This is a genomic window from Paraburkholderia sp. UYCP14C, assembly GCF_004197395.1.
Taxonomy (GTDB): domain Bacteria; phylum Pseudomonadota; class Gammaproteobacteria; order Burkholderiales; family Burkholderiaceae; genus Paraburkholderia.
Genome location: NZ_SELS01000070.1, coordinates 1 through 25592 on the forward strand (window position 1 = coordinate 1; position 25592 = coordinate 25592).

Below are 25592 nucleotides of genomic sequence, written 5' to 3' on the forward strand. Positions count from 1 at the left end.
CCGCCCGCTGTCTACCAGCTCGCGCCCCGGATTCCGACCAGCTACTTTCCATAATCAACAACTTGGCATAATCGGCCTTATGGAAAGCTTTGCATAAGGCCGATGACGCGACGGACTTCAAGAGCGGTCGAATGACCGTTGCGATGGAGCGAAGCCGAAGCCTGAACGTCCGACCGACGACGCGCGTGAACGGCGAATCCTGGCCGGGAGCCGTCGCGGTGCTGCCGGCCGGGCCAATCGCGCTGACCCGGTCGCACAGTCGCAAACGCGTGACGCTAGTTGCGAAAAGTCCGGCGCCCTACGCGTGGGTGGCCCGGTTCGCGGCCGGGCGGTCAGGCGGACATCGCCGTAACCAAGTTGTATGGACAAGATACCCACCACGGTATAGACCGCGGGTATACGCGAAATTCCCGTTTTCTCAGGCATCCTTTCAATAAGCCTGTAAACCATGTCCATAAAGGCTTTTACGCCTATTTCCCGGCTCCCTCCCTAGTGCCCGTAAGCACTAACCCTGATTGTCGCTCGTCTCTCGTACGGGATAATTTGTCTATACAACATCGCACCCCGCAGTATCCATCCCGGAGACTTTATGAAGAAACTTGCGTTGTCCCTCGCCCTCGCGCTCGCTGCCACCGGCGCCTTCGCCAAAGATTGGTCCACGGTCCGCTTCGGCGTGGATGCAAGCTACGCCCCGTTCGAATCGAAAGCGACGGATGGCAAGCTGGTCGGCTTCGACATCGACCTCGGCACCGAAATCTGCCGTCGCCTGAACGCGAAGTGCGTGTGGGTCGAGCAGGACTTCGACAGCATGATTCCGGCACTGAAGGCCAAGAAGTTCGACGGCGTGCTGTCGTCGATGTCGATGACGCCGAAACGTGCTGAACAGATCGCTTTCTCGTCGAAGCTGTTCAACACGCCGACGCGCCTCGTCGCGAAGAAGGGCTCGGGCATCCTGCCGAGCGCCGACTCGCTGAAGGGCAAGACGGTGGGCGTCGAACAGGGCACGATCCAGGAAACCTACGCGAAGACCTATTGGGAGGCGAAGGGCGTGAAGGTCGTGCCGTACCAGAACCAGGACGCGGTCTATAACGACCTGCAATCGGGTCGTCTGGACGCAGCGCTGCAGGATGCGGTGCAGGCTGACCAGGGCTTCCTGAAGACGCCGCGCGGCGCGGGCTTCGACTTCGTCGGCAACAACATCGACGATCCGAGCATCCTCGGCAACGGCGCGGGCATCGGCCTGCGCAAGGAAGACGAAGATCTGAAGACCAAGGTCGACAAGGCGATCGCCGACATGATCAAGGACGGCACGTACAAGAAGATCGAGCAGAAGTACTTCAACTTCGACGTGTACGGCAGTTAAGTCCAGCCCCACGAGCCCGCTCCACCCGAGCGCCAGGCCCCGCGCGCACAGGCGCGCGGTTCGCTCCTTCAACAAGGACACTCCCATGCTGTTTCAAGGCTTCGGTCCGCTACTCCTCGCGGGCACGTGGGTAACCATCAAGCTCGCGGTGCTGTCGCTCGCGGCATCGTTCGCGCTGGGACTTCTCGGCGCCGCCGCGAAGCTGTCGACCAACCGCGTGATTTCGCGCATCGGCACGATGTACACGACGCTGATCCGCGCCGTGCCCGACCTCGTACTGATGCTGTTGCTGTTCTACAGCATCCAGATCTGGCTCAATGATCTGACCGACATGTTCAGCATGGAGCAGATCGACATCGATCCGTTTCTCGCCGGTGTGATCACGCTGGGCTTCATCTACGGCGCGTACTTCACCGAAACCTTCCGCGGCGCGTTTCTGTCCGTGCCGCGCGGGCAGATCGAAGCGGGCTTCGCGTACGGCATGAGCGCGCGGCGCGTGTTCACCCGGATCCTGTTCCCGCAGATGATGCGCTTCGCGCTGCCCGGCATCGGCAACAACTGGCAGGTGCTCGTGAAGGCCACCGCGCTGGTGTCGATCATCGGTCTCGCGGACGTGGTCAAGGCATCGCAGGATGCCGGCAAGAGCACGCAGTCGTTCTTTTTCTTCACGCTGGCGACCGGGGCCATCTACCTCGCCATCACCACCATTTCGAATCTGGTATTGATCCGCCTCGAGAAGCGCTACTCGATCGGCGTACGGAGGGCCGCGCTGTGATCGAACTGATCCGTCAATACTGGCAGAACTACATTTTCACGGACGGCTTCAACTACACCGGCCTCGTCATCACGCTGTGGCTGCTGGTTGCGTCGATCGTGATGGGTTTCGTGCTGGCCGTGCCGCTCGCGATCGCGCGCGCGTCGCGCAACCGCTACATCTCCGGACCCGTCTGGCTGTTCACCTACGTGTTTCGCGGCACGCCGTTGTATGTTCAATTGCTGCTGATCTACACGGGGCTCTACAGTCTGCATTTCGTCCATTCGCACGCGATGCTCGACAGCTTCTTTCGCAATGCGATGAACTGCACGCTGCTCGCGTTCGCGCTGAACGAATGCGCGTACGCCACCGAGATCTTCGCGGGCTCGATCCGGGAGACCTCGCACGGTGAGATCGAGGCGGCCCAGGCGTACGGCATGTCGAAATTCAAGCTGTATACGCGCATCATCCTGCCCTCGGCGCTGCGGCGCGCGCTGCCCTCGTACAGCAACGAGGTGATCCTGATGCTGCACGCGACCACGCTCGCGTTCACGGCGACCGTCCCCGACATCCTGAAGGTGGCGCGCGACGTCAACTCGGCGACCTACGCGACGTTCCAGGCCTACGGCATCGCGGCGCTCCTGTACGCGTCGATCGTGTTCGGGCTGATCTGGGGCTTCCGCAAGCTGGAAATCCGTTTGCTGGCATATCTGAAACCGCAAGGGCATTAACCCGGGCGCATTCGCGCCATGATGGAGCATACGAGCATGTACAAGCTGACAGTCGACGACCTGCACAAGAAGTTCGGCGACAACGAGGTATTGAAGGGCGTCTCGCTGAACGCGAAGGCGGGCGACGTGATTAGCCTCATCGGGTCGAGCGGCTCCGGGAAAAGCACCTTCCTGCGGTGCATCAACTTTCTCGAATCGCCGTGCTCCGGGCGCATCACGCTGAACGGAGAGGAAATCAACACGAGCCGTGATCGCAACGGCTCGCTGCGCGTGACCCATCCGAAGCAGTTGCAGACGATGCGCACGCGTCTGTCGATGGTGTTCCAGCATTTCAATCTGTGGGCGCACATGAACGTGCTCGAGAACATCATCGAGGCGCCGATCAGCGTGCTGGGATTGAGCCGTGCGGAGGCCGAGGAACGCGCTCGAAAGTATCTGACCAAGGTCGGTTTGCCGGCCAATACGGAAAAGAAATATCCGTCGCATCTGTCGGGCGGTCAGCAGCAGCGCGTCGCGATTGCCCGCGCGCTTGCGATGGAGCCCGAGGTGATGCTGTTCGACGAACCGACTTCGGCGCTCGATCCCGAGCTCGTCGGCGAAGTGCTGCGCGTGATGCAGGCGCTCGCCGAAGAAGGCCGCACGATGATCGTCGTCACGCACGAAATGGGCTTTGCGCGCAACGTGTCGAATCATGTCGTGTTCCTGCACAAAGGCAAGATCGAGGAGCAAGGGCATCCGCAGCAGGTGCTGACCAATCCGCGCAGTGAGCGGTTGCAGCAGTTTTTGGCCGGACGGTTGAAGTAGCGGCAACGGGTATGGCGCGTCGTTCAGCCTCGCGCCCTACTCCGAATCATCTCCAGGACGAAGTGCGTCACGTTAGCGGGCGGACTTCCGTCAAATCCTGTTTGCACGGCCGCCGCCCGCGCCGTTACTCACCAGATTGCCCCCCCATAGGAATACGCGCGCAAACGCGCGTCAGGCGTGATCAGCATGCCGCCAAGCACGATCGCCGTGGAGGCGATCAGCCGCTGGTGCGACGTGAGCAGGGTGGGCAATGCCGCGGCCTGTACCGCGATAGCCATATCGACCGGCACCACCCGCATGCCCTCGATCGACGCCAAGGTCGACAACCAGCGCCGCGTATCGACAGACAATTTCAGCCGGCCGTCATCGACGTATTCGGCTACCTCGACGACGCTGATCATCGAAATGGCGATTTCACCCACCTGCATTTCGCGCTCGATCGCGTCACGAGCCGTCACGCTCAGCTTGTCGTGACCGCCCAGCCACATGATCAAGGCCGTGGTATCGAGCACGATCATCGAACTCTCGCCGCTCGCTCAGTGCGGAACACCGCTGTTGAAGTCTGTCGTTCCATTTCTTCCTACCCACGATTGTGCGCGCCACACCGACCGCATATGCGAGACCGGCAAGCGCTCAGGCGGTCACACGTACACCGTGTGTTCGCTGTCCCCCTCGGGCAGAACGAGCAGCACGCCTGCCTCGTGCGAGCGCACCTCCAGGCCGCCCGCATCGCGCAACGCCGACCATTGCCTCAATGCCAGCGGCAAGGCTGCCTTGACGCCATGAGCGCTAATCCGAAGGATCTTGTCGTTGCGCGTCACGCTCACGCTCGTCACCGCCGCACCGTCCCGGCCGCGCAAAGTCACGCTGGCCGATTCGCCCGACTCCAGCTCGAACAGATGCAGCTCGCTGCGCAACGCGTAGTCGTAATCGGGACGCTGGTCCTCGGTGCCGATCGCGAGCAGCGTGTTCGGCCGCACGTACAACGGCAGACTCAGAAAGCCGTGTCGTTCGCGCACCCACCTGCCGCCCTCGACCTGCCTGCCGGTGAACAGATGCGTCCAGCGCCCCGCCGGCAGCCAGAAGTCCACGTCGCCCGCGGCATTGAACACCGGCGCGACCAGCAGTGCGTCGCCGAGCAGATACTGGCGGTCGAGATAATCGCAGCTCGGGTCGTCCGGAAACTCCAGCAGCATCGCACGCAACATCGGCGTACCGTGATCGACCGCCTGCCGCGCGGCGTCGAACAGATACGGCATCAGACGCGACTTCCATTCGGTGAAGTGACGCACCACGTCCACCGCTTCATCGTCGAACAACCATGGAACGCGGTACGACTTGCTGCCGTGCAGGCGGCTATGACTCGACAGCAGCCCGAACGCGCACCAGCGCTTGTAGACGTCGGCGGGCGCGGTGTGCTCGAAGCCGCCGATGTCGTGGCTCCAGAAGCCAAAGCCGCTCAGGCCTAGCGAGAGCCCGCCGCGCAGCGTCTCGGCCATCGACTCGTAAGTCGCGCTGCAGTCGCCGCCCCAATGCACGGGCAACTGCTGGCTGCCCACGGTCCCGGAGCGCGCGAACACCACCGCCTCGCCCTCGCCGCGCACCTCGCGCAACACGTCGAACACCACCTTGTTGTAGAGGTAGCTGTAGTAGTTGTGCATCTTCTGCGGGTCGGAGCCGTCGTGGTAGACCACGTCGGTCGGAATGCGCTCGCCGAAATCGGTCTTGAAGCAGTCGACGCCCATCTCCAGCAGTCGCCGCAAGTGTCCCGCGTACCATTGCGCCGCGGCGGGGTTCGTGAAGTCGACGATGCCCTGGCCGGGTTGCCAGCGGTTCCACTGCCAGACGTCGCCGTTCGGCTTGCGCAGCAGGTAGCGCTTCTCCATGCCTTCGGCAAAGAGCGGCGACGGCTGCGCGATATATGGATTGATCCACAGACAAATCTTCAGTCCGCGCGCCTTCAGCCGCGCCAGCATGCCCCGCGGGTCCGGAAAGGTCTCGCGGTTCCACTCGAAATCGCACCAGTGGAAGGCCTTCATCCAGAAGCAGTCGAAGTGGAACACGTGAAGCGGGATGCCGCGTTCGGCCATGCCGTCGATGAAGTGGTTCACCGTGGCTTCGTCGTAATTCGTCGTGAAGGACGTGGTGAGCCACAGGCCGAACGACCACGCGGGCGGCAGCACGGGCCGCCCGGTGAGTTGCGTGAAACGTTCGAGTACGGCTTTCGGTGTGGGACCGTCGATCACGTAGTATTCGAGCCGCTCTCCGGCGACGCTGAACTGCACCTTCGCGACCTTCTCGCTTGCCACTTCGAACGACACGTTTTCCGGGTGATTCACCAGCACGCCGTAGCCGCGGTTGGTCAGATAGAACGGCACGTTCTTGTACGCCTGATCGGTGCCCGTGCCGCCGTCGCGGTTCCAGCTCTCGACCACCTGGCCGTTCTTCACGAACGCGGTGAAGCGCTCGCCGAGGCCATAGACGTTTTCGCCCACGCCCAGATCGAGCCGCTCGAACATGAATGCGGCGCCGTGCTGGCTTGCATCGTGGGCCTGGCCGCTCGCGCGAAAGCCGCTGCCGGTGATGCGCTCGCCGTCACGCAGGAAATCGACCGACCAGTCGCCCGACTTGACGACGCGCACCGTGAGCGAGCCGCTCGTGAAGGTCGCCTCGTTCGCGGTGTCGTTCGTCACGACGGTCCCCGGCTCGCGGTTGAGCGCGAAATGCGGGCCACGGTCGAGCGCGCCGGAAAAGTGCTCGACGCGCACGCCGATCACGCCGCTTTGCGGCGAAAAGAAACGCCAGGTAAAGAGCCCGGTATCGAGCTGTCGTTCGCGGTTCGATACGTCACGCGGCGCCACGTGCACGAGCAGTTCGTCGCCGACGATCTCCACGCTGTGCGGTGCCGCCGAATACGATACGTTCAGGCCGTCACGGATCAACCAGTTGCCATCGCTGATTTTCATTTACGTGTTTCTCGAATGGTGTTCATTGCTGGTTCCGCCCAATCGCGGAGCGCGTGCTATTCGCCTATAGCGCGCGTTCGCTGTTGCGGTCGAAAACATGGACGTGCTCGCTCGCGATGACGAGACCGAACGCGTCGCCGCTCGTGATCGCGCATACCCCGGCTTGCGCAACCAGCACCGGCGCCGCAACGCCATCGAGCTTCACGGTGACGAAGCTCATCGACCCGGTGGACTCCACCACGTCGATCACGCCACGCAGGCCGCCGGCAGTGGACTGCAAGCGCAGATGTTCGGGACGCAAACCGATCCAGACCTCGGTGCCCGGCTGCAGCGAGCGGCCCAGCGCGAGCGTCTGCCCGCTCGCGCCGCCGAAATGCGCGCTGTGCCCATCGGGTCCGATCACGGCCTCGATGAAGTTCATCGCCGGCGAACCGATGAAGCCCGCGACGAACCGGTTGGCCGGCCGGTGATACAGCGCCAGCGGAGCGCCCTGCTGCTCGACTTGGCCCGCGCGCAGCACGACGACGTGGTCGGCCATCGTCATCGCCTCGATTTGATCGTGCGTGACGTACACCGAGGTCGCGCCGAGGCGCTGATGCAGCTTGCGGATCTCCGTGCGCATGTGCACGCGCAGGGCTGCATCGAGATTCGACAGCGGTTCGTCGAACAGAAACACCTTCGGATTGCGCACGATCGCGCGGCCCATTGCCACGCGTTGACGCTGTCCACCCGACAACTGGCGCGGCATGCGTTCGAGCAGATGGTCCAGCCCCAGCGTGCGGGAGACGCTGTCGATGCTCTCCCGGATCGCGCGTGGCGCCGCGCGTCGCAGCCGCATCGAGTAGGACATGTTCTTCTCGATGTTCATGTGCGGATACAGCGCATAGCTTTGGAACACCATCGCGACATCGCGCTTGCGCGGCGGCACGTCGTTGACGACCTGGCCGTCGATGCGCAGCGTGCCGCCCGTGATCTGTTCGAGGCCGGCGATGGTGCGCAACAGCGTGGACTTGCCACAGCCCGACGGACCGACCAGCGCGACGAAGCACCCTTCGGGCACACTGATGTCGATGTCCTTCAAAATCTGAACGGATCCGTAGCTCTTGCTCAGCCGCTCGATCTGTATGCGATCCACAGCGATTCTCCGACCGGCCGGCGCCGGCAAAAATAAGGTATGCGTTACTTGAGCGCGCCGGCCGTCAGGCCAGCCACGATCCTGCGTTGCAGCAGCATGAAGACGACGAGGATCGGCGTGACGAAGATCGCCGAGTACGTCATGATGCCGATCCAGTCGACCTTGGTTGCCCCGACAAATGCGGACAGGCCAACCGTGGCGGTCTGGTAACGGTCATCGAGAATCAAGGAACGCGCGTAGACGTACTCGCCGAACGATTGCAGGAACACGAGGATTGCCGAGACCAGAATCCCGTTGATCGCAAGCGGCAAAATCACGCTGAAAAATGCCCGCCTCGGTGACGCGCCATCCACGAGCGCCGCATCGCGCAACTCGCGCGGCACCTGCACGAAGCTCGGGCGGCACAGCACGATATAGAACGGCAGCGTCTTCGTGATCTGCGCCAGCACCACAGCCAGGCGAGGGGTATCGAGCAGACCGAGGCTTTTGAAGGCGGTGAAGATCGGCGTCACCATCAGGCTCGACGGCAGTGCCTGCAGCACCAGCACCGCGAAGATCGCGAAGCTGGTCCAGCGGTTCTGCACGAACGCCAACGCGTAGGCCGCGCCCGTGCCGATCAGCACGGTCACCGCCACGGTGCCGCACGCGGTCACGAACGAGTTCCACAGGAAGTTGCCCATGCCGCTGTCGCTGAACACCCGCCACAGGTGCGACTGCGGATGTTGCGGCCAGAACGTGGGCGGAAAGTGGAACATCTCGCCGGCGCTCTTGAATGCCGTGATGTACATCCAGTACAGCGGGAACAGATAGACCGCGGTCACGCACAGCGCGATGACGAACAGGACATAGCGCTTCATGTCAGACCATCCTTTCGTTGCGCGTCGAGCGCACGTAGATCACCGCGACGATCAGCACGAGCACCAGCATCATCGTGGCGACCGCGGAGCCAGCCGAGACCTCGAAGGTTTGCAGCGAGAGCTGCCACGACCAGAATTGCGCGACCTGCGATGAGTTGGCCGGACCGCCCTGCGTGAGCGCCGCGATCAGGTCGAACTGTTGCATCGTCATGATTGCGCCTAGCGCGATCACGGCGCCCAGCGTGGCTTTCATCATCGGCAGCGTGATGCCGGTGAAGCGTTGCAGCGCATTCGCGCCGTCGAGTTCGGCCGCTTCGTACAGGTCCGCCGGAATCGCCGCAAGCCCGACCGATAGCAGCAGCATGTTGAACGGCACACCGAGCCACACGTTGGCGGCGATCACCGCATAGAGCGACCAGCGGGGATCGGACAACCAGAAGATCTTTTCATCGAGTATGTGCATTTGCATCAGCACATGATTGAGCACACCGTAGTCGCCGGCGAAGATCAGCTTCCAGATCACGCCGACCACCAGCCCCGGCATGATCCAGCCCGCCAGAAACAGGCCGCGCATCAGGCTCGCGAACGGGAAGTCCTGCGCGAACAGCAATGCCAGCAGGAAGCCGATCAGCACCTGGAAGGTCAGCGACAAGCCGACGAACAGCACCGTGTTTACGACGACCTGATGCATTTCCGGCCGGCTGAACACATCGCGGTAATTCGCGAGTCCGACGAACGGACGCAGCAGCGTCGCAGGCGCCATCAGATCGACCTGCTGAAACGACAGCACGATGTTGTAGACGAGCGGCAGACCGGCGAAGACCAGCAGATACAGCAGCGCGAAAACCGCCAGCGAGATCTCGAAGGCATGGGCGCGCGGAATGCGGCCCAGGATCCTGCTAGCGGGATCGCGCGGGATACGGCGTAACAGTGTGTTCATAGCGTTCATCGCTCAAAGACGGGACAGCGCGCGAAGCCGGCCGACGCCTGACGCCCGGCGTTCGGCCACCTCGATCATGTCCAGCGCAGTGCCTAGTTGCTGACTTCCTGCACGGTCTTCGCCGCCGCTGCCATCGCCTGTTGCGGCGTGGCCTGATGCGTGATCACGGACTGGACCGCATCGGAGATCGCCTTCGAGATTTTCGGCCACTGCGGGTTCGGTCCGCGCGGACGGGCGTATTGCATCTGCTCGTTGAAGACTTGATACGCCTGCGGCCATTTCGGGTTCTGCGTATTGGTGTCTTTCGACGGCGGCTGCATGCCGAAGTCGTTCCAGTTGCGGTCGCGCTGCGCGTACATGTATTCGAGGAACTGGAACGCCGTATCCGGATTCTTCGCGCCGCGCAGGATCGCGTGATTCTGCTCGCCCAGCGCCGATGCGCGCGGACCACCCGCTTTCTCGACCGGCAGGAGCGCCACGCCCCACTTGAACTTCGCGCCCTTGTCGACGGCACCCAGTTCCCACGGACCGTCGATGTCGATCGCGGCATTGCCGTTGATGAACGTCGCGGCCGCCTCCGACTGGCTATGCGTGAGCGTGTCCTGCGACGCGACCTTGCTGTCCAGCAGCTTCTGCCAGAACGCAGCAGCCCGGGCGGCGCCCGGATCGTTCAGGCGATTCCAGTCGGCGCCCGCCGCCTGAACGAACGGCAGGAACTGGAACACGCCCTCTTCGGTGTTGATCGCGGAAAACGCGAGGCCGTACACGCCCTTCTTCGCGTCGGTCAGCTTCTGCGCGTCCGCGTACAGCTCGTCCCACGTCTGCGGCGGATGCTCGGGATCGAGCCCCGCCGCCTTGAACATGTCCTTGTTGTAGTACATGGCCAGCGTGTTCGTGCCGCGCGGAATCGCATACACCTTGCTGTTCCAGGTGGCATTCTTCAGCGGCCCAGGGAAGATCGTCTTCTCGTCGATGACCTTCGACTTCGCGAGGTACGGCCCGAGATCGAGCAGCGCATTCTTCGAGGCGAACATCGCCGTGTTCGGGTTGTCGATGGGCACGACGTCCGGCATGTTGCCGGACATCACGGCGCGCATGGTTTCGTCGTTGAGCGCAGCGAAGCCCACTTTGCGGATCTGCAGATGGACATCGGGATGCAGCTTCGCGAATTCCTGCGCCATCTTCGCGGTGTAGTCGTCGGGCTCGTCCACCGCCCAAACCGACAGCGACGCCGCATGCAGCGGCGCGCAGGAAAGCGAGAATGCCAGACCGATGGCCGCGGATGCGGCAAGTAGCTTCTTCATGCTGTCTCCGTTTTTGCGCGCCGCGACCGCGCTTTGTCTAGATTTCTTCTTCGGGCTGTGCGGGAGCCGTCTCGTTCGGTTTGCGAAGCAGCACGAGGTGTCGTGCTGTCGCGGCCGGTTTTCCGGAAACGTTTCCGGAAACCTTCGCATCATCGCCTCACAGGGAGGCGTCGTCAAGTCGCGCACGGAACCAACTTCGCGCCGCTGCAACCGGGTTTCCGGAAACGTTTCCGGGAACGCTTGAATGATCATCCCGGAGGCAGGCGTCGTCAAGCCACCCACGAAAATCGCAATTGCATTTGGCGCAAACCACAATGCGCACCGGCGCGGCGAGAACCACGTGACAGACAGGTGGATGCAGGCGAGACGGCTGCTATCGCGCTACCGGGGGCACAGCGTCTTCATTGTCGCGCAGGGTCAACGGCCACAGCAGCGGCTCGCGCTCGGCACGATAGGTTTCGGCAAAGTCGGGCAACTGGGCGAGCAGCGCGCGTGCGAGGCGCTGCCCCAGTCCATGGGCATCCAGCGTGAAGCCGCTCAGCGGCGGCGCGAGGTATTCCGACACCTCACCGGCCAGCACGCCGCCCGAGATCGCCAGATCGCGGCCCGGCGTCTGGCCCATTTCGTGAAGCTTCCGATAGGCGCCGATCGCCATGCAGTCGCTCTGGAACATCAGCGCGTCCGGTGCGTCGTCGAGCGCGAGCAGCGCCTCGGTCGCCAGATACCCGCCACGCTCGGACAGCCTGTTGCGCTGCACGTACCCCGCGGGCACCTCGAGTCCGTGCCTCTTCATCGCCTTCTTCCATGCACGCAGATAGATGTGCGCCTGCATCGCGTCGCCGTCGGGAATCGCCAGCGCGATGCGCCGGTGTCCACCTGCGACGAGTCGCGCGACACCCGCGGCAGCGGCCGCCTCGAAATCCAGATCGACCCACGTGTGCTCGCCGCCGGACTCGCTGCGGCCCAACGCGACGAACGGAAAATTGCGGCTCGCGACATAGTCGAGCCGCTCGTCGTGGCGCCGCGTGCCGGCGAGAATCACGCCGTCCACCTGGCGGCGATCGACGATGCGCCGCAGTCGCGCGACCTCGTCGTCCCAGGACTCGCTCGAGTACATGACGAGATCCATGCCATGCTGCGACAGAACCGATTGCAAGCCATCGGCGAGTCTCATGAAGATGCCGAGGGTGTAGGTCTCTTCTTCACGCCGCACCGGAAGCATCAGGCCGACCACGTCGAGCCGGCCCCGGCGCAGACTCGCCGCGGACTTGCTGGGTGCGTAGCCGAGTTCGTGCGCCGCGGCGCGGACACGTTCGCGCGTTTTGGCACTCACCTCGTCGGCGTCGTTCAAGGCGCGCGAAACAGTCGAAATGGACAGCTTGAGCTCTCTGGCTAATTCCCGAATATCCATGCGCCTGTCTATTGATGAAGGAAATCTGCCCGGGCTCGAGGTGCGAGCCCGATGCGCAAGGCCATAACGGTACGTCACCGGAGGGCTGCTGTCGAGTTACTCGCACCGGACCGCCTGAAGGGCGTGGACTGGGTCAGGCGTTAGTCTTCGACGCGTTTGATGGCTTCGGCCGCTGGCCGTAGGTGAGGCCGGGGCTCATTGTAGCCCCGCGGCCAGACCTCGATTTCAGGTTGGGCATCAGCGGGGCATGCGAACCAATGAAGCGGCAGGCAGCCTGAAACAGGCATAGCGGGCTACGCGCTGGCAGCCCGCGTCGTTTAGAACGTATGACGCAGGCCGATCCGCGCCATCACCTGCTCCCTACCCGACGACGAATCGTCGGCGGCGGTCATATACGCTTTGTCGAGCGCGGTGCCCGAGTTGCCGTTCACCTTCATATACGTGCCGGCGATATACACGTCGGTCCGTTTCGACAGGGTGTAGTCGGCGATCAGGCCGACCATCTGCCAGTGCAGCTTCGCGTCGCTCGCCGACGCATCGAGCTTGCCCTGCGTGTAGTAGTACATCGCGCCGAGCAGCAGTGCCGGCGTCGCGTAATACGTTGCGTTGACCTCGAAGTTGTCGAATTTCAGCGACGACAGCGTCTGCCCCGGCGGCACGATCGAGCCGCTGATGAATTGGAACGAGGTCGGGTCTTTCAGATCGGTGTGCGTATAGACGAAGCCGAGCGTCGACTGCCCGAGCTTGTAGCTGACGCCCGCGCCGTACACCGTCTGGCGGCTCGCGAGAAAGCCGGCGTCGTCGGTCGTGACCGCGCCTACCGTGTTCGCGCCGGGATCGTTGACGTTCAGGTAGCCCACGCCGATCGTCAACGGTCCGTTCGTATAGCCGGCGCCGACGCTCTGCGCATTGTTCTTCGAGAACTGCCCGGCGCTGTTCGAGAACGCGTAGGCGGTGCTCAGCTGGAAGCCCGACCAGTTCGCGCTATTGAACTGGACCGCGTTGTCGAGCCGGAAGAAGTTGTCGGTGTTGTCGTTGCCGTACGGGTGGTCGAACATGAAACCGCCCCAGTTGCCGTTCGCGGTCAGCGGTCCGAGGAACGTCACCAGCGAATCGTATTGACGGCCGAACGTCAGCGAACCGATGCCGTCCTTCGAAAGCCCGACATAGGCCTGGCGACCGAACATGCGGCCGCCTTCCATCAGACGGCCGCTGCTCGCGTCGAAACCGTTCTCGATCCGGAACAGCGCCTGCAGACCACCGCCCAGATCCTCGGAGCCCTTGAGCCCCCAGCGGCTGCCTTGCGCCTCGCCGCTCATCAATTCCCAGTTCGAGTGGCCCTGCACGTTGCTCGTGTAAGTCAGGCCTTGGTCGATCAGGCCGTACAGCGTCACGCTGCTTTGCGCGTGCGCACCGACCCCGATACCGCTTGCAATCAATAGTCCTGCCAACTGTTTTTTCTGCATTTTCTCCAGACCCATTAGTCGCTGTCGTTATCGTTCGCCGCGACGGGCAAGCGGGCAGACGCCGTGACGGTTGCCCGCGCCCGATCGCCTGATCGGCTTAGTCGCCGTAGATGTCGAAACTGAAGTACCTGTGCGCGAGCTTGTCGTACGTGCCGCTCTTGCGAATCGCGTCGATCGCCTGGTTGATCTTCGCGATCAGTTGCTCGTCGCCCTTGCGTGCGCCGATCGCGATGCCGTCGCCGGTCGCGCGCGGGTCTTTGACTTCCGCGCCGGCGAACGCAAACGACTTGCCGCGGGGCGTGCGCAGGAAGCCCAGATCGGCTTGAACCGACGCCTGGAACGACGCATCGAGACGCCCCGTCGACAGGTCTTCGTAGATCTGGTCGGGGCTCTGATACGACACGATCGTCACACCGTTCGGCGCCCATTCCGCCCGTGCGTAGCTCTCCTGCACCGCCCCCTGCTGCACGCCGATGCGGTGGCCGCGTAGCGAGTCGACGCTCGGCTGCAGCTTCGAGCCGGCCGGCGCGATGAGTCGCGCGGAGCCGCCATAGAGCTTGTCGGTGAAATCGATCTGCGCGCGACGCGCGGGCGTCGCCGTCATCGCGGACAGAATCGCGTCGAACTTGCGCGCCTTCAACGCGGGAATCATGCCGTCGAAGCCTTGCTCGACCCATTTGCAATGCACGTTCAGCTGCGCGCAGATCGCGTTGCCGAGATCGATGTCGAAGCCGACGAACGAGCCGTCGGGCGTCTTCGATTCGAATGGCGGAAAGGTCGGATCGACGCCGAACGCCAGCGTCTGCGAGTTTGCCGGGCTGGCTGCCGACGCGGTCGGCGGCATCGCGGTCAACGCGCAGACAGCCGCGCAGGCGGATGCCAACAGGGTGGAACGGATCAGTCGTTTCATGGTGTCTCCAAGCCGGAAAGAGGCGCGCTCGGGCAAATCGAGCGACAGGTTGCCGCCGTTGTTATCGAAGCCGCGAGCAGGCGACGGCACCCGCGCGCGGCATGATTGAACGCCGTGGCCTAGCGCAGGAACCGCTCGGTGAGCCGAACCCAGTAGCTCGCGCCGATCGACAGGATGTCGTCGTTGAAGTCGTAGCCGGGGTTGTGCGCCATGCAGCCGCCCTTGCCTTCGCCATTGCCGACGAGCAGATAGCAGCCGGGACACTGTTCCAGCACGTAGGCGAAATCCTCGCTGGCCGTAATCGGCCGCATGTCGTGCACGAGGCCTTCATCGCCGAGCCATTCCCGCGCAACGGACTTCGCGAGCCGCGTCTCGTCGGGGTGATTGATCAGCACCGGATAGCCGTGCTCGTAATCGACCTCGGCGCGTGCGCCGTAGGCATGCGCATGAGCATGCGCGAGTGCGGTGATGCGCTCCTGCAGACGCGTGCGTACCGCGGGACTCAGCGAGCGGACCGACAGCCGGATTTCCACGCTGTCCGGAATGATGTTCGACGCGCTGCCGCCATGAATCGCGCCGACCGACACGATGCCCGTTTCGAGCGGATCGACATTGCGCGAGACGATGGTCTGCAACCCCATCACCAGCGACGCGCTCGCGACGACCGGATCGACTGCCTTGTGCGGCACCGCGCCGTGCCCGCCGTGACCGACGATACGGATCGTCACCGTATCGGCGGCGGCCATGAACGGTCCTTCGAAAAAGCCGAAGCGGCCGGCCGCGACGCCGGGCATGTTGTGTATCGCGAACACCGCGTCGCACGGGAAGCGTTGGAGCAGCCCGTCTTCGAGCATCTTGCGCGCGCCGCCGCCATGCTCCTCGGCCGGCTGGAAAATCAGGTTCAGCGTGCCGCTGAAGTTGCGCGACTCCGCCAGCACGCGCGCCGCCGCGAGCAGCATCGCGGTATGGCCGTCGTGGCCGCATGCATGCATCACGCCGTCGTGCTTGCTCGCGTAGTCGAGGCCGGTCGCTTCGCTGAGCGGCAGCGCGTCCATGTCGGCGCGCAGGCCGAGCGACTTGCCGCTGCCGTTCGTCAAGGTACCGACGACGCCCGTGCCGCCCAGCCCGCGATGCACGCCATAGCCCCATTCGGCGAGGCGCTGCGCGACCAGCTCGCTGGTCTCGAACTCCTGGAAGCTCAGTTCGGGATGCGCATGAATGTGCCGGCGCAGCGACACCATATCGGCTTCGATCGCGCGCATGCGCGACGGGATGAATTCGTCGAGGGATGCTTCAATTGGGTAGGACATGGAGGGCTCTTAGGTGAAGACTGTCGGCGCATCATAGGCAGGCATTTTTTGAGCGGGAAGCCGCAATTTTGTTATATTGATAACCAACGGTTGTCACCGTGTTAACCCCCTCGTCAGCCCTCCCCACCGATGAAAATCCATCAACTCCAGGCGCTCGTGACGGTCGCCGACGCGGGCAGCATCCGCGCGTCGGCACGTCTGCTCGGCGTGTCTCAGGCGGCAGTCACGAAGGCGTTGCGCGAACTCGAAAAGGATCAGCAACTGACGCTGCTGTCGCGCAGCCCGAGCGGCGTGAGCTTCACCGAGGCCGGCCAGACGCTGCTCGGTCACGCGCGCCTGATGATCGGTCAACTCGAACGCGCGAACGAAGACCTCGCGAAGCTGCGCGGCGATCAGACCGGCAAGCTCGCGATCGCGATCACGCCGCTCGTGATGCTGGCTTTCATGGCGGAAACGATCACGCTGTTCCGGCAACAGATGCCGAAAGTGCGGCTGGAGATTTTCGAGGGCTTGACTGCGGTCGCGGTGCCGAGGATGCGCGAAGGGCTGCTGGATCTGTCGGTGGTGCCGCTGTCGTCGGCGTTGCCGAGCCGCGAGTTCGATCAGGAATTGCTGTTCACGTACGAGTCGTGCGTGATCGCGCGGCGCGGGCATCCGCTCGCGGATCGCCGCTCGATTCACGATCTGCTCGAGCATGACTGGGCGGTCAATTACACGGCGGCGAGCTTCGAAGGGATGATGCGCAACATCTTCTGGCAGCATGGCGCCGCAATCGAGCCGCATCGGCTGCATTGCGCGCATTCGAGCACGTTGCTCGTCGAACTCGCGCGCCATAACGACATGCTGTCGCACTGCCCGCGGCCACTGCTGCTGAGCGACTCGCTAAAAGACTGGGCGCAACCGCTCGAACTCGTCGAGCAGTTCGACCTGAGTCAGGTCGCGGTGATCGGACTGCACAACACGATGCGCAGTGCCGCGAGTCAGTGCTTCGTCGAATGTTTGTCGACGGTGATCCGCAAGCGCCGGCGCTCGGCGAAAGCGCACAACCGGATGTTGTTCGATATGCTCGACGTAGTGCTCTGACGGCGCACGTCGACTAGGGATTCAACACGACCCAAGCGTTCGCGTCGACCGTGATCTTCACCGCATCGAGGCTCGCCCCCGCGCACGGTCCCTCGATGCAGCGGCCGTCCTCGAAGCGGAACAGCGCGCTGTGATGCGCACACATCAATACCTGCGAGCGATAGCACAGCACATCGCCGGGTTCGAAATCGAGCGGCACCGAGAAATGCGGGCAGCGGTTCGCGTAAGCCCACACCTGCTCGCCCCGCCGCACGACCACGACGGGCATGCGGGCGGCCGTTGTATCGACGACCCGCGCGCCGCCATCGGGCACGTCGGCGAGCGGACATAGCGGCGTTTCGTTCATCGCTCAGACTCTCCGTTCCGGATTGCCGAGGCTCCAGTCCCATGGACGGATCTCGACGCTATCGAACAGCCCCGCCTGCATATACGGATCGTTGCTGACGAACTCCATCACGTCGTCGATACGCTCCGCTTCGACGACCAGCAAGGTGCCGTTCATCGCATCGCATTGCGGCGCGAGCGTCGGACCTCCGAGACGCACGAACACGCCGCGATGCGTACCGCCGCGCAACCACGTCCGATGCACCGGACGCACCCGTTCGCGCACTTCGCGCATGCCGGGCTTGTCGGTCGCGAATACCGCGAAAAAGCGTGCCATCGCCGTCAACTCCGATCGAGGATGAAGTCGTAGCGCGCTTCGCGGAACGGTCCGTCGAAACCGAAGCGGCGCGCGAGTTCGTGGTCGGCCGGGCACTCACGATAGTCGACCATCAGCGACGGCTTCACGCCGAATACCGCGTCCGAACCCAGATACGGATCCTCGCGATCGAACACATGCGTGACGAGCGTGCGATGCCCCGGCGCGTCGATCATGAAGTGCAGATGCGCGGGGCGCCACGGATGCCGCCCGGTGGCTTCGAGCATACGGCCGACCGGGCCGTCGGTCGGAATCGGATAGCTGACCGGCACGATCGTCGAGATCGCGTAGCGGCCTTCGGCGTCGGTGCGAAAACGTCCGCGCAGATTGCCGTGCGGCTGCTCGGTGTCCTGCCCCGAGTACATGCCGTTGTCGGCGGTCTGCCAGACGTCGAGCACGGCGTTGGCAAGCGGCTCGCCGTCCGTCGACAGCACGCGGCCATGCACGAGCGCGGGCGTGCCTGGCGTGAACGCGATGTTCTCGCCATACGCGCGCTCGGGCATGCCGCGAATATAGAACGGACCGAACACGGTGGTGTCGGTGGCGCCCGTGGCCAGACGATGGTTGATCGCGTCAACCAGCATCGATACGCCGAGCGTATCCGACAGCAGGATGAATTCCTGCCGCACGAGGTCGTCGCACATCTTGCCGGTGTCGGTCAGAAAGCGAATGGCCGACATCCATTCGGCCTCGGTCGGCTCGACTTCACGCACGAACGCATGCATGTGCCGCACGAGGCTTTGCATCAGCGTGCGCAGCCGTTCGTCGGGCGTGCCGGCGAAGCTCGCCACCACCTGCTCGGTCAGGGCCTGTTCGGCCTCTTTGTTATCTGTCGACATGTCTGCCTCCATCGATTGTTTGGGTGGCGCCGCGTTGAGCGGCGCTCAGGCGGGTTCGGCGCCCTGCCAAGCACGTTGCAGCAGCGCGCGTATCGCCTCACGCTCCACGGCACGCGGATTCGCATACGGATTCTTGCACGCGAGATCGGCCGCTTCGTCGAGGCCCTGCTCGGGCATGCCGATCTGCGCGAGCGCCAGCGGAATGTCGAGCGCGCGGTTCAGTTCGAACAGCAGCGGGCCCGCATCGGCCGCGCGCTTGCCGCCGAGCGCGCGTGCGACGCGCGCGAGCGCATCGGGCGCGGCGTCGTGGTTGTAGTGTGCGGTATGCGGCAGCATCGCCGCATGCGTTTGCGCATGCGGCAGGTTGAACGTGCCGCCCAACGTATGACAAAGCTTGTGGTGCAGCGCCATGCCGACCGCGCCCAGACAGCTGCCCGCGAGCCACGCGCCGTACAGCGCGCTGCTTCGCGCCGCGGCATCGTCCGGCGCGCGCACTATTACGGGCAGCGCTTCGCCGAGCGCGCGGATCGCTTCCTCGGCCATCAGGCTAATCACCGGATTCGCGTCTTCGGCATACAGCGCTTCGACGGCGTGCGCCATCGCGTTGATGCCCGACGCGGCGGAAATGCCCACCGGCAACGACAACGTCAGCGACGGATCGTAGATCACCGTGCGCGGCAGCACGCGCATATCGCGGCCGGTGCGCTTCAGACGCCCTTCGGTGAGGCCGTAGATCGGCGTCATCTCGGAGCCCGCGTAGGTGGTGGGCACCGCGATGATCGGCAGCGACGATTCGAGCGCGATCGCCTTGCCGAGGCCGACCGTCGAGCCGCCGCCCACCGCGACGCAGCAGTCGGCGTCGAGCGCGGCGGCCGCATCGCGCGCCGCTCGTGCGACTTCGATCGGCACGTGCATCACGGCTTGCGCATGCACGCCCGCCGCGCGCGACCCGAGCACATCCGCGACCCGCTCGGCCAGCGCGTGCTGCTCGGGCGTCGCGAGGATCAGCGCGCGCCTGGCTCCGAGCCGCTCGACCTCCGCGGGCAATGATGCGAGCCCGCCCCATTCGAACACCACACGCGACGGCGTGCCCTGATAGACGAAGCGCTCCATGCCGGCCTCAGCGCTTGAAATGCGGCGGCACGTTGCCGTCGACGTTGACCCACACCGAGCGCGCTTCCGTGTAGTCGTGCATCGCCTCGAAGCCCATCTCGCGGCCGTAGCCCGACTGTCCGACGCCGCCGAACGGGCTGCCCGGATTGACGCGCTTGTAGCAGTTGACCCAGCACATGCCCGCATGAATCCGCGCGGCCATCGAATGCGCGCGCGACAGATCGCGCGTCCACAGCCCGCTGCCGAGGCCATAGTCGGTACCGTTGGCGATCGCGAGCGCTTCGTCGTCGGTGCTGAAACGCAGCACCGTGACGAACGGTCCGAACACTTCCTCCTGCGCGATGCGGTCGTTCGGGCTCGCGGCCTCGACCACGGTCGGGCGCACGTAATAGCCGTTCGCGAGCGCCGGGTCGCTCGGCGCAGTGCCGCCGGTCAGCACGCGGCCGCCCTGCTGGCGCGCGATGTCGACGAACGCCAGCACGCGTTCCTGGTGCTGCTTCGACGTGAGCGGCCCCATTTCGGTGTTGGCATCGAGCGGATTGCCGAGCCGGATCGACGACGCCAGCGACACGAAGCGTTCGAGGAACTGATCGGCGATGCGCTCGTGCAGGATCAGCCGCGAGCCCGCGATACACGCCTGGCCCTGGTTGTGGAAGATCGCCCAGGCGGCGCCGTTGATCGCGGCGTCGAGATTCGCGTCGTCGAACACGATGTTGGCGCCCTTGCCGCCGAGTTCAAGCTGCACGCGCTTCAGATTGCCCTGCGAGGCCTCGACGATGCGCCGCCCGGTCGCGGTCGATCCGGTGAACGCGATCTTGCCGACGCCCGGATGCTCGGCGAGCCGCTGCCCGGCGGTATGACCATAACCGGCGACGATGTTGACGACGCCGTCCGGAAAGCCGACCTCGGCCATCAACTCGACGATGCGCAGCGTGGACAGCGGCGTGATCTCCGACGGCTTCAGCACGACCGTGTTGCCGGCCGCGAGCGCCGGGCCCATTTTCCAGCTCGTGAACATCAGTGGGAAATTCCACGGTACGATCTGTCCGACCACGCCGATCGGCGCGCGTTGAACGTAGTTCAGAAAGCCCGTTTCAACCGGAATCACCGAGCCTTGCAGCTTGTCGGCCATGCCGCCGAAGTAGCGGAAGCATGCGGCGGTGCGCGGCACGTCGAGCGAGCGCGAATCGCGAATCGGATGGCCCGTGTCGAGCGATTCGAGTTGCGCGAGTTCTTCGGCGTTGGCCTCGATCGCGTCGGCGAGCTTCAGCAGCAGGCGGCCGCGTTCGGCGGCGGGCAGCGCGGCCCACTTCGGGAACGCGCGGGTGGCGGCGGCAACGGCGAGATCGACATCGGCGGCGGTGGCTGCTGCGATCTGCGTGATCAGCGAGCCGTCGTGCGGATTGAGCACGTCGATCGTGCCGCCTTCGACGGCGTCAGTGAAACGGCCGTCGATGAACAGTTGGGTTTGCATGAATGATCCTCGGTGAATACGGGCGCGGAGGCTCTTCGATCGAGCCTTCAGAAATCGACGGGATAGGGCTTCAGCTCGCCGCTCTCGTAACGCTTCGGCAGATTCGGTGTCGCGTTCTCCCACACCAGCAGCATCGAGCGCTTGGTCGAATAGCCCTGATGGCGGATATCGGCCGGCATCGCGCAGATGTCGCCCGCACGCATCGTGATGCGAGCGCGCGGCGCGCCGGTGTTCTTGTCGCCGATATCCCAGACGATTTCATCGGACAGTTGCAGGAACCACTCGACGCGATCGTTGCCATGAAAAACCGGCAGGATGTATTCCTCGGTGGTCGGACAGAACAGGCTCTGGCCGCATACCGACGTGACCGACGGATTCCACGTGACGTCCGAGCGCGACAGATACTTGAACAGGTTGAACGCGTGCAGTTGGCCTTCGAAACCGGGCTCGACGTGCACTTCCGGATCGTCCTGCGAGACGTCGGCGAACGCGCGGTTCACCGGCAGCTCGTCGCGCAGCGGCGAGTCGCCTTCGAGGCCCGGCATGCGGCGCGTCGCGATGCGCGTGCGCTCGATCGCGGCGTCGTTGTCGCCATGCTTGCGGCCGAACGCGGTGCCGGTTTCTTCAGGCGCGGCGAACGGGTCGAAGCCTTCGTTGGTCCAGTCGTGCAGGATCGCCTTGAAGGTCGCCATGATCGTCGGCGTCTCGAAGGTTTCCATGTAGTCGACGCCCGCGTCCTTCATGATGCCGTTGAACGAGCCCGCATATACGTCGACCTTGCCGTAGTGATTGCGCGTGCCGAACACGTGGTCGAAGTTGACCCAGCCGTAGAAGAAGCCCCATGCGACGTCGCGCATCATCGCGCGCAGGAACGCATCGGCCGGCACCGCGTGGGTGCGGGTCTGGCCTTTCGCGGGCCAGTTGATCTTGACGAAGTACTCGTCGCGCAGGAATTCGAATGCGCCGAGCGTGAAGCGGCGATAGCCGGTGACCGCGTCGGGTTCGCTTGCGCGCACGGTGTCGGCGGCGAAGCCGGCCGGATGATCGAGGGTTTCGAGAGATGCCATGGTTTGTCTCCTGTCGACCAGAGTTGGCGCTTTAGCGGTTACTCTGGTCCCATGCAACGAAGTTGCGGGGTCGTGTTCCTATCAGTGCAGGCAGATGTCGGCCCACTTCTCTACCGACAGTTCGCCGAACATCGTTTGCACGAGCGCGACGCCGGCTTTCTGTGCAGTGAAGCGATACGCGCAGCCGGCCGGCAGCAGGGCCTGATGACCGCGACGCAGCACCACATGACCCATCGTGCGGCCCGCGGGTTGCGTTCCCGCTGCGACGGTGCCCTTGCCGCTCTTCGGCGGGTTGTCGAGCTTGATGAAATCGATGCGCACTTCGCCGTCCATCAGGATCGCGAACTCGTCGTGAGCGCAGGCGAACCATTGCGATTGCCCTTCGGTGCGCAATGCCTCGATCACGTAGTCGAGGTTCTTGCCGACCACGACCTTCTCGTAGGGTGTCGACTCGGAAGCGACTTCGAAGATGTTGGAAAACACGTAGTGGCGTGCTTCGCCGCTCGTGATTTCGATTTCGCCTTTGCGGTAGCCGTCGAGCGAGCCAAAGACGGTGTGGAATGACTGGTCGGTCATTGCTGTCTCCTGTGTCGATCGGGATTGGCGCTTTAGCTGTCGACCGGTGTTGGCGCTTTAGCGCCTACTCCGGTCCCATGCAAAGCTCTTACTCCGATCTCATGCAACGAAGTTGCGGTTGTTGAATCGATCTTGTTGGGATCAACTTTAGAAGCGCGACAGGATGACAACAACCGGCGATCGGGCGATTACAGCATTCGGACTTTGCAAATAATCGCCGCGCGAAAAGCCGCGTTACGTCACCCAGCCACGCTCGATGAGCGGCCGGTCCCAAGCGGGTTCGGGACCCAGGTACTCGGCCAGAAACTCGACCAGCGCTTTCACCTTCAGCGCCTGTCGTTGAGTCGCGGGATACACGGCCGCGAAATTCAGCGGCGACAGCGTGTAGTCGGTCAGAATCGGCACCAGCGAACCGTCGAGCAGCGCGGCGCTCGCGACGAGCGTCGGCAGACAGACGACGCCGCCGCCGGTCAACGCATAGTCGCGCAGCAGATGCACCGAGTTCGAACGGATCATGCCGGGCAGCTCCATTTCGACGACCTCGTCGCCGTGCGTCATGGTCCAGCGATTGCGCGACGGGTAGCCCGAATAAAGTGCCGTGGTGTGTTGCAGCAAATCGCGCGGATGCTGCGGCGCGCCATGCTCGTTCACATACGCGGGCGCCGCGCAGAACAGACGCCGCACTTTGAACAGGCGCCGTTCGATCAGCGATTCGGCGATCGGCGGAAAGATCTGGAAAGCGACGTCGAAGCCCTCTTCGATCGGATCGACCACCCGGTCGTTGACGATCACATCGAGCTGGATGCCCGGATAGCGCCGGTTGAATTCCGCAAGCGGCGCGCCGAAGTGGCCGAGCGCGAAGCCCGGCAGCATCTGGATGCGCAATCGGCCCGTGGGTGTGGCGCGCAGCTCGCGCATCTGGTCGGTGAGTTCGTTGACACGCCCGACCACTTCCGCGCATTCGCGATAGAACGCCTCGCCCACTTCGGACAGGCGCACGACCCGGGTGCTGCGATGAAAGAGGGGCGCGTTGACGAACTTCTCCAGTTGCTGGATGCGCGTCGTGATCACTGAACTCGTCACGCCCAACTGCCGCGCCGCTTCGGCGAAGCTGCTCGTCTCGGCCACGCGTACGAAGGCCTCGATGCTCAGAAAACGGTCCATGCTGGGTCCTTGTCCACTCGTCCAGCCTGTCAGTGTATCTGGGCTGGGACGCGTGAACGCGCCGCTCGGTCGGCAACAACGGCCTCGTTATCGAGCGCGGCACCGACTGCATTGCCGAGTGCCGTGCCGACCGGTTGCAGCGCATCATTCCGGTTGCTCGCTGACCGGCAGGTCGAGCGACGGCGCACGGCTCTGACGACGCACGCGGGCCGGCGCGGTTTCCTCGAGCAGCAGGCTCACGCCGATGCCGAGCAGCACCGCGCAGATCGGCAGCCACAGGATGTTCTGGATGCCGAAGTGTGTCGCGACGAAGCCCGCCAATGCCGGCGCAATGCCGCCGCCAAATATCTCGCCCGCGCCGACGACGATGCCGATCGACGTCGAGATCATGCCGATCGGTGCAGCTTCGGTCGCAACCGGACCGGACAGCAGCGATACGAGTCCGAGCGTGAAGAACGACGCGACGAACAGCACCGCGAACAGTTGCACCGGTTGCGCGCCGAGTCCGCGAAACACGTACAGCATCACCGCGGTGCCGGCAAAGCCGACGATGCTCGCGACGCGCCGCCCGGTCAGGTCCGACAGCCCCGGCAAACCGAACTGGCCGATGAAGCCGCCAAAGCCGATCGCCGACACGACGACACCCATGCGCTGCGTGTCGAGCGACAGGTACTCGGTCAGGTACAACGGCAGCATTGCGCCGAGCACGAACACGCCGGTCATCGCGCAGAACAGCGCGGCCATCGCGACCGGGATGTTGCGGCTCTTCAGCACGGCGCGCCAGTTGCCGCGTTCGGCCGGGCGCGTGGCGCGCTTCGGCGCAGCTTGCGGTGCGACTCTCGGTTCGCGAATCACGAAATACATCAGCACGCCGAGAATCAGCCCCGGCACCGACACCAGCGCGAACACCCAGCGCCACGAGACCACGCTGAGCAGTTGCGTCGCGATGATCGGCGACAGCGCGAGGCCGAACAGCGCGAAGCCGCTTTGCTGCAGGCCCAAATTGAAACCGCGACGCTTCGGATGCGACGCATCGGCGGTGGCGGCGAAACTGGTCGGGCAGAACGAGCCTTCGGCGACGCCCATCAGCGCGCGCACCGCGAGCAGGCTCACCAACCCGCCGGCGACCCCGGAGAATCCGGACAGCAGCGAAAACGCCAGAATCGCCGGGATCAGCACCTTGCGGCGCCCGATCTTGTCGGAGATGCCGCCCATCAGCGCCGCGAAAATTCCCCACGACAAGCCAAGGATGCCGATGCAGTTGCCGACGTCCTGCGCGGTCAGATGCAGGTCCTTCATGATGGCCGGAAAGAGCGGCGCGATCAGCCACCGGTCGAGTCCCACGAGGCCGAAGCCCAGCGCCAGCAGCACGACGGCCTTCCATTCGTAGGCCACGTCCCAGTCGTTCGATTTCATCTGTGTCTCCATGTCTCCATAGGCCGGCCGCTTTGCGCGCACGGCATTCGCTGGCGCGGGGCGCGCCGCCGGGTTCGTCGAATGCAATAACGGGTGTCGTGCCGCGCTTCGTCGATGCGGCTACGACGCGGCCAAGATTGGCGGAAGTCCAGCGGGACAGGAACGGGACAAGCGGCGAATGCGCTATTCGTGAATCGCAAATAATCGCG

General features: G+C 64.1%; 24 protein-coding genes. 5 read left to right on the forward strand and 19 right to left on the reverse strand.

Translation table 11 applies throughout. From position 1 onward, the window contains the following. Positions 1-589: 589 nt before the first annotated feature. The 4 genes from EVC45_RS37335 (at position 590) to EVC45_RS37350 (ending at position 3652) form a co-directional block, all read left to right on the forward strand. Entirely contained in the window at positions 590-1363 is a 774-nt protein-coding gene (locus tag EVC45_RS37335) for an ABC transporter substrate-binding protein (RefSeq protein WP_129963138.1), read from the forward strand. Positions 1364-1448: 85 nt separating this feature from the next. Next, on the forward strand, positions 1449-2138 hold the full coding sequence (locus EVC45_RS37340; protein ID WP_129963139.1) for an ABC transporter permease: 690 nt from the start codon (positions 1449-1451) through the stop codon (positions 2136-2138). Then, entirely contained in the window at positions 2135-2848 is a 714-nt protein-coding gene (locus EVC45_RS37345) for an ABC transporter permease (RefSeq protein WP_129963140.1), read from the forward strand. The genes EVC45_RS37340 and EVC45_RS37345 overlap by 4 nt, the downstream gene beginning before the upstream one ends. 36 nt (positions 2849-2884) lie before the next feature. Continuing rightward, on the forward strand, positions 2885-3652 hold the full coding sequence (locus EVC45_RS37350) for an ABC transporter ATP-binding protein (RefSeq protein ID WP_129963141.1): 768 nt from the start codon (positions 2885-2887) through the stop codon (positions 3650-3652). Positions 3653-3780: 128 nt separating this feature from the next. On the opposite strand, the gene EVC45_RS37355 is transcribed toward EVC45_RS37350, so the two are convergent. The 10 genes from EVC45_RS37355 to EVC45_RS37400 form a co-directional block, all read right to left on the reverse strand. Then, positions 3781-4170, reverse strand: a complete 390-nt coding sequence (locus tag EVC45_RS37355; protein WP_129963142.1) for a type II toxin-antitoxin system VapC family toxin — start codon at positions 4168-4170, stop codon at positions 3781-3783. Positions 4171-4293: 123 nt separating this feature from the next. Then, positions 4294-6618, reverse strand: a complete 2325-nt coding sequence (gene yicI / locus EVC45_RS37360; protein WP_129963143.1) for an alpha-xylosidase — start codon at positions 6616-6618, stop codon at positions 4294-4296. Positions 6619-6682: 64 nt separating this feature from the next. Further along, positions 6683-7753: an ABC transporter ATP-binding protein gene (locus tag EVC45_RS37365; RefSeq protein WP_211193539.1), complete on the reverse strand. Its 1071-nt coding sequence runs from the start codon at positions 7751-7753 to the stop codon at positions 6683-6685. Between the two features lie 44 nt (positions 7754-7797). Further along, complete coding sequence (locus tag EVC45_RS37370) at positions 7798-8610, reverse strand: carbohydrate ABC transporter permease (RefSeq protein WP_129963144.1); 813 nt, start codon at positions 8608-8610, stop codon at positions 7798-7800. A 1-nt stretch (position 8611) separates the two neighbouring features. Next, positions 8612-9550 carry a carbohydrate ABC transporter permease gene (locus EVC45_RS37375; RefSeq protein ID WP_129963145.1) on the reverse strand — a complete coding sequence of 313 codons (939 nt, stop codon included), beginning with the start codon at positions 9548-9550 and terminating at the stop codon, positions 8612-8614. 92 nt (positions 9551-9642) lie between these two features. Then, on the reverse strand, positions 9643-10854 hold the full coding sequence (locus tag EVC45_RS37380; protein ID WP_129963146.1) for a sugar ABC transporter substrate-binding protein: 1212 nt from the start codon (positions 10852-10854) through the stop codon (positions 9643-9645). A 373-nt stretch (positions 10855-11227) separates the two neighbouring features. Beyond that, positions 11228-12265, reverse strand: a complete 1038-nt coding sequence (locus EVC45_RS37385; protein ID WP_129963147.1) for a substrate-binding domain-containing protein — start codon at positions 12263-12265, stop codon at positions 11228-11230. A 317-nt stretch (positions 12266-12582) separates the two neighbouring features. Beyond that, complete coding sequence (locus EVC45_RS37390; protein ID WP_129963148.1) at positions 12583-13731, reverse strand: porin; 1149 nt, start codon at positions 13729-13731, stop codon at positions 12583-12585. Positions 13732-13828: 97 nt separating this feature from the next. After that, the gene (locus tag EVC45_RS37395) at positions 13829-14641 is read right to left on the reverse strand and encodes an ABC transporter substrate-binding protein (RefSeq protein ID WP_373683112.1); all 813 of its coding nucleotides are present in this window, start codon (positions 14639-14641) and stop codon (positions 13829-13831) included. 119 nt (positions 14642-14760) lie between these two features. Beyond that, positions 14761-15951 carry a M20 aminoacylase family protein gene (locus EVC45_RS37400; RefSeq protein ID WP_129963149.1) on the reverse strand — a complete coding sequence of 397 codons (1191 nt, stop codon included), beginning with the start codon at positions 15949-15951 and terminating at the stop codon, positions 14761-14763. Positions 15952-16080: 129 nt separating this feature from the next. Between EVC45_RS37400 and EVC45_RS37405 the strand changes: the two genes are divergently transcribed. Continuing rightward, a complete protein-coding gene (locus EVC45_RS37405) occupies positions 16081-17034 on the forward strand; it encodes a LysR family transcriptional regulator (RefSeq protein ID WP_129963150.1) in 954 nt (317 codons plus the stop codon). Positions 17035-17047: 13 nt separating this feature from the next. Here the strand turns inward: EVC45_RS37405 and EVC45_RS37410 are convergent, their stop codons facing one another. From EVC45_RS37410 to EVC45_RS37450, 9 genes are all read right to left on the reverse strand, one after another. Further along, entirely contained in the window at positions 17048-17380 is a 333-nt protein-coding gene (locus tag EVC45_RS37410) for a Rieske 2Fe-2S domain-containing protein (RefSeq protein WP_129963151.1), read from the reverse strand. Between the two features lie 3 nt (positions 17381-17383). Then, positions 17384-17695, reverse strand: coding sequence for a YciI family protein (locus EVC45_RS37415; protein ID WP_129963152.1), 312 nt, complete (start codon positions 17693-17695; stop codon positions 17384-17386). A 5-nt stretch (positions 17696-17700) separates the two neighbouring features. After that, positions 17701-18573, reverse strand: a complete 873-nt coding sequence (locus tag EVC45_RS37420) for an intradiol ring-cleavage dioxygenase (protein ID WP_129963153.1) — start codon at positions 18571-18573, stop codon at positions 17701-17703. 45 nt (positions 18574-18618) lie between these two features. Next, entirely contained in the window at positions 18619-19686 is a 1068-nt protein-coding gene (locus EVC45_RS37425; protein ID WP_129963154.1) for a maleylacetate reductase, read from the reverse strand. 7 nt (positions 19687-19693) lie between these two features. After that, the gene (locus EVC45_RS37430) at positions 19694-21160 is read right to left on the reverse strand and encodes an aldehyde dehydrogenase family protein (RefSeq protein WP_129963155.1); all 1467 of its coding nucleotides are present in this window, start codon (positions 21158-21160) and stop codon (positions 19694-19696) included. Between the two features lie 47 nt (positions 21161-21207). Next, a complete protein-coding gene (locus tag EVC45_RS37435) occupies positions 21208-22227 on the reverse strand; it encodes a hydroxyquinol 1,2-dioxygenase (protein ID WP_129963156.1) in 1020 nt (339 codons plus the stop codon). Positions 22228-22308: 81 nt separating this feature from the next. After that, complete coding sequence (locus EVC45_RS37440; RefSeq protein ID WP_129963157.1) at positions 22309-22803, reverse strand: hydroxyquinol 1,2-dioxygenase; 495 nt, start codon at positions 22801-22803, stop codon at positions 22309-22311. A gap of 234 nt (positions 22804-23037) precedes the next feature. Continuing rightward, on the reverse strand, positions 23038-23967 hold the full coding sequence (locus EVC45_RS37445) for a LysR family transcriptional regulator (RefSeq protein WP_129963158.1): 930 nt from the start codon (positions 23965-23967) through the stop codon (positions 23038-23040). A gap of 144 nt (positions 23968-24111) precedes the next feature. Continuing rightward, positions 24112-25383: an MFS transporter gene (locus EVC45_RS37450; RefSeq protein ID WP_129963159.1), complete on the reverse strand. Its 1272-nt coding sequence runs from the start codon at positions 25381-25383 to the stop codon at positions 24112-24114. Positions 25384-25592 lie beyond the last annotated feature (209 nt).

Coding starts and splice junctions, on each gene's coding strand:
- EVC45_RS37400 (WP_129963149.1), bottom strand. CDS start 15,951: ATGTCCTACCCAATTGAAGCATCCCTCGACGAATTCATCCCGTCGCGC.
- EVC45_RS37435 (WP_129963156.1), bottom strand. CDS start 22,227: ATGGCATCTCTCGAAACCCTCGATCATCCGGCCGGCTTCGCCGCCGAC.
- EVC45_RS37335 (WP_129963138.1), top strand. CDS start 590: ATGAAGAAACTTGCGTTGTCCCTCGCCCTCGCGCTCGCTGCCACCGGC.
- EVC45_RS37395 (WP_373683112.1), bottom strand. CDS start 14,641: ATGAAACGACTGATCCGTTCCACCCTGTTGGCATCCGCCTGCGCGGCT.
- EVC45_RS37420 (WP_129963153.1), bottom strand. CDS start 18,573: ATGTCGACAGATAACAAAGAGGCCGAACAGGCCCTGACCGAGCAGGTG.
- EVC45_RS37440 (WP_129963157.1), bottom strand. CDS start 22,803: ATGACCGACCAGTCATTCCACACCGTCTTTGGCTCGCTCGACGGCTAC.
- EVC45_RS37375 (WP_129963145.1), bottom strand. CDS start 9,550: ATGAACACACTGTTACGCCGTATCCCGCGCGATCCCGCTAGCAGGATC.
- EVC45_RS37355 (WP_129963142.1), bottom strand. CDS start 4,170: ATGATCGTGCTCGATACCACGGCCTTGATCATGTGGCTGGGCGGTCAC.
- yicI (WP_129963143.1), bottom strand. CDS start 6,618: ATGAAAATCAGCGATGGCAACTGGTTGATCCGTGACGGCCTGAACGTA.
- EVC45_RS37405 (WP_129963150.1), top strand. CDS start 16,081: ATGAAAATCCATCAACTCCAGGCGCTCGTGACGGTCGCCGACGCGGGC.
- EVC45_RS37425 (WP_129963154.1), bottom strand. CDS start 19,686: ATGGAGCGCTTCGTCTATCAGGGCACGCCGTCGCGTGTGGTGTTCGAA.
- EVC45_RS37430 (WP_129963155.1), bottom strand. CDS start 21,160: ATGCAAACCCAACTGTTCATCGACGGCCGTTTCACTGACGCCGTCGAA.
- EVC45_RS37415 (WP_129963152.1), bottom strand. CDS start 17,695: ATGGCACGCTTTTTCGCGGTATTCGCGACCGACAAGCCCGGCATGCGC.
- EVC45_RS37385 (WP_129963147.1), bottom strand. CDS start 12,265: ATGGATATTCGGGAATTAGCCAGAGAGCTCAAGCTGTCCATTTCGACT.
- EVC45_RS37445 (WP_129963158.1), bottom strand. CDS start 23,967: ATGGACCGTTTTCTGAGCATCGAGGCCTTCGTACGCGTGGCCGAGACG.
- EVC45_RS37380 (WP_129963146.1), bottom strand. CDS start 10,854: ATGAAGAAGCTACTTGCCGCATCCGCGGCCATCGGTCTGGCATTCTCG.
- EVC45_RS37370 (WP_129963144.1), bottom strand. CDS start 8,610: ATGAAGCGCTATGTCCTGTTCGTCATCGCGCTGTGCGTGACCGCGGTC.
- EVC45_RS37390 (WP_129963148.1), bottom strand. CDS start 13,731: ATGCAGAAAAAACAGTTGGCAGGACTATTGATTGCAAGCGGTATCGGG.
- EVC45_RS37340 (WP_129963139.1), top strand. CDS start 1,449: ATGCTGTTTCAAGGCTTCGGTCCGCTACTCCTCGCGGGCACGTGGGTA.
- EVC45_RS37450 (WP_129963159.1), bottom strand. CDS start 25,383: ATGAAATCGAACGACTGGGACGTGGCCTACGAATGGAAGGCCGTCGTG.
- EVC45_RS37350 (WP_129963141.1), top strand. CDS start 2,885: ATGTACAAGCTGACAGTCGACGACCTGCACAAGAAGTTCGGCGACAAC.
- EVC45_RS37410 (WP_129963151.1), bottom strand. CDS start 17,380: ATGAACGAAACGCCGCTATGTCCGCTCGCCGACGTGCCCGATGGCGGC.